General features: G+C 75.6%; 1 protein-coding gene. It reads right to left on the bottom strand.

The window, feature by feature from the left end; translation table 11 throughout:
* On the bottom strand, positions 1-2,816 hold a 2,816-nt coding region (locus EAO73_RS34875), incomplete at its 3' end, for an SDR family NAD(P)-dependent oxidoreductase (RefSeq protein WP_224756586.1).
* Positions 2,817-2,909 lie beyond the last annotated feature (93 nt).

The following is a 2,909-nucleotide window of genomic DNA, read 5'->3' as shown; positions in this document are numbered from 1 at the left end:
GGGCGGGCGAGCACGAAGGTGGGGGCGAAGCGCTCCCAGTCGAACTCCGCGACCACCGCGTGCGAGCCGCCGCCCGTCAGAATGCGGCGCAGAGCACCGACGGCGAGGGCGGGAGCCATCGCGGGGGCGCCCATGCGGCGCATGACAGCGGCCAGTTCCGCGTCGACCATTCCCCCGTCCCACGACCCCCATGCCACCGAAGTGGCGGCGAGTCCACGGGCCCGCCGACTGTGCGCGAGCCCGTCGAGAAAGGCGTTGGCGCTGCCGTACGCGGACTGGCCCGCGCTGCCCCAGACGGCGGCGCCGGACGAGAACAGCACGAACGCGTCGAGCGGGGTCTCGCCGAGGAGTTCGTCCAGGTGACGGGCGCCGAGCACCTTGGCATCGGCTACCTCGGCCAGCTCCGCGAGGGACAGTTCACCGAGCGGGGCGATGCGCTGGGGGAGCCCTGCCGCGTGGAAGACGGCGGTGAGGTCCGTGAGACCGGCGAGCAGCCCACGTACGGCTTCGCGGTCGGCCATGTCGCAGGCCGCCACGGAGACGCGCGCGCCCATGGCCTCGATCTCCGCGGCCAGTTCCGTGACACCCGGGGCGTCGGGGCCGCGCCGCCCGGCGAGGACCACGTGGTCCGCTCCGTCGGCGGCGAGCATCCGGGCCACATGGGCGCCGATCCCGCCGGTGCCGCCGGTGACGAGGACGGTGCCCCGGGCCTGCCAGGTCGCCGCCGGATCGGGCTGCGCGGGCCGGACCAGACGGCGGGCGTAGACGCCTTGCGGACGTACGGCGAGCTGGTCCTCGGCGGTTCCCCGCGCGAGGGCGTCACAAACCCGGCGCAGGACCGCGTCGTCGGCGCTCACGGGCAGGTCGATCAGGCCGCCCCAGGTGTCCGGTGCCTCCAGCGCGAGGGCCGCACCGAGCCCCCACACGGCGGTCTGCTCGGGCCGTACCGCCGCGTCACCGTCATCGGTGGCCACCGCGCCCCGGGTGAGGCACCAGGCCGGGGCCGTCCATCCCAGGGCCGCCGTCTCACGCAGCAGGGCGGTGGTGTCCGCGAGCCCTCGGGAGAGCACCGGGTGGTCCGGGTGCGGGGTGGTGTCGAGGGCGAGGAGACTGACGATTCCGGCGGGGGCGGCGGACAGCTCGACGCCCTCTGTCAGAACAGGGTTCGCGCCCCGCTCCGCCAGCTCACCGGCCAGCGATTCCGCCAAGGAGCGATCCGCCGCCGCGTGCACCACGAGCCAGTCCCCCGTGAGCGGGGCGGGCGGCGCGGGGTCCGCGACCGGTGCCCAGGAGACCCGGTAGCGCAGCGCGTCCACGGCCGACGCCTCGCGCCGCCCGGCCCGCCAGCTGGTGAGCGCGGGCAGCACGGGGGCCAGATCGGCGGGGTCGACACCGAGCCGCCCCGCGAGCCCGGCCGCGTCCTCCTGCTCCACGGCCTCCCAGAACCCGGCTTCACCGGGCTCGGCCGTGACGGCCGTCGGGGCGGTCTCGGGCGCGGTCGCCCAGTAGGTGCGGTGCTGGAAGGCGTACGTCGGCAGGTCCACGCGGTGCGGGCGGTGGCCGGTCGCGGTGAGGCAGGCGTTCCAGTCGACGGGCACGCCCCGGGTGTGGGCGAGCGCGACGGCCTCCGTCAGCACACGTGCCTCGTCGCGGTCCCGGCGCAGAGCGGCCGTGAAGACCGGATGGTCGGTGCCTTCGTCCGCACCGGTCAGGCAGTCGGGCCCGAGCGGGGTCAGGGCCGCGTCCGGGCCGAGTTCCAGGAAGGTGTGGACGCCCTTCGCGGCGAGCGCGCGCACGGCGTCGCTGAAGCGGACACTCGCGCGGATGTGCCGCACCCAGTAGTCCGCGCAGGCCAGTTCGTCGTCACCGGCGAGTTCACCGGTGACGGTGGAGACGACCGGAATACGGGCGGTCGCGTACGTGACGCTCTCGGCGACCGCACGGAAGTCGTCGAGCATCGGCTCCATGAGCGGCGAGTGGAAGGCGTGCGACACGGCGAGCCGCTTGGTGCGGCGGCCGTCGGCGGCGAAGTGGGCGGCGAGCGCGAGCGCGTCGGTCTCCGCGCCGGAGACGATCACGGAACGCGGACCGTTGAGCGCGGCGATCCCCGTGGCCGGGGTGAGCAGCGGCGTCACCTCGTCCTCGGACGCCTCCACGGCGACCATCGCGCCGCCGGCCCCAAGCGCCTGCATCAGTCGGCCCCGAGCGGCGACGAGCTTCGAAGCGTCCGCCAGGGAGAGCACCCCCGCGACATGCGCGACGGCGAACTCGCCCACGGAGTGACCGGCGAGGAAGTCGGGCCGCACGCCCCAGGACTCGATGAGCCGGTACAGCGCCACCTCGCACGCGAACAGGGCCGGCTGCGCGAGCCCCGTACCGTCGAGCAGCGCCCGGTCCTCGCCCCACATCGCCGCCCGCAGGGAGGTGTCGAGGTGCGTGTCGAGCGCCTCCACGGCCTCGTCGAAGGCGCGGGCGAACACCGGGTACACGGCGTGCAGTTCCCGTCCCATGCCGAGGCGCTGCGAGCCCTGCCCCGTGAACAGCACCGCGCTCAGCGTGTCGGGCCGCGCGTCCCCGGTGACGGCCGCCTCGGCGGAACCGTCGGCCAGCGCGCGCAGCGCCCGGACGAGATCGGCGTGACCGGTGGGCGCCTGTCCGTCGGCGACGACCACCGCACGGTGTTCCAGGGCGGCCCGGGTGGTGGCCAGCGACCAGCCGGTGTCGGCCAGGGGCTCGGCCGGGTGGGCCTCCAGGTGGTCCGCGAGCCGGGCGGCCTGCGCGGACAGCGCCTCGGGGCGGCGGGCGGACAGGAGCACGGGCACGAATGTGCACGTGATCGTGGAGGAGGCGCCGGCCGCGGTGGTTTCCGCCTCCGCCGAGGCGGGTGCGGCGGAGGGCGCCGACGAGGG

Source organism: Streptomyces sp. col6, assembly GCF_008042035.1.
In the GTDB taxonomy this organism is placed as follows: Bacteria; Actinomycetota; Actinomycetes; order Streptomycetales; family Streptomycetaceae; genus Streptomyces.
The sequence above is the reverse complement of the archived record's forward strand: the minus strand, read 5'-3'. Positions and strand labels throughout refer to the sequence as shown.